This is a genomic window from Rhizobium sp. CCGE 510 (assembly GCF_000292525.1).
GTDB lineage: Bacteria > Pseudomonadota > Alphaproteobacteria > Rhizobiales > Rhizobiaceae > Rhizobium.
This window is the reverse complement of record NZ_AEYF01000133.1, coordinates 1-562: the sequence shown is the minus strand read 5'-3', so window position 1 is coordinate 562 and position 562 is coordinate 1. Positions and strand designations below refer to the sequence as shown.

The 562-nt window shown below is 57.8% G+C and carries 1 protein-coding gene; it reads left to right on the top strand.

Annotated features, from left to right (window positions below):
• Positions 1-562 (top strand): ABC transporter ATP-binding protein (locus RCCGE510_RS32820; RefSeq protein ID WP_037081060.1); only part of this gene is annotated, 562 nt, incomplete at both ends.

The following is a 562-nucleotide window of genomic DNA, read 5'->3' as shown; positions in this document are numbered from 1 at the left end:
CATTGCGGGGAAATCGGTTTCCGAAGTCCCGTCTTACAGACGTGACCAAGGCATCGTCTTCCAAAGTTATGCGCTGTTCCCGCACCTAACCGTTCGCCGGAATTTGGAGTTTCCGCTCGAGATGCGCGGGGTCAAGGCCGCAGATAGGGCGAAGAGGGTCAGCCGGATGCTTGAACGGGTGCGACTGGGGGAATTTGGCGGGCGCATGCCGTCTCAGTTGAGCGGTGGGCAGCAGCAGCGGGTGGCCGTTGCTCGCGCACTGATTGCCGACCCGCCGATCCTGCTACTCGACGAGCCGCTTGGCGCATTGGATCGAAATCTGCGCGAGCAGATGCAGATCGAAATCAAGGAACTGCACCGGGAATTTGGAAAGACGACAATTTGCGTGACCCATGATCAGGAGGAAGCCCTCACCTTGTCGGACCGCATTGTCGTCATGCGAGCTGGTCAAATCGAGCAGATCGATACACCTGAGGCTCTCTACGATCGGCCGAAAACGCGATTCGTGGCCAACTTCCTGGGCGAGGCCAATATCCTCGAAAACACCGAATTCAAGGTGGAA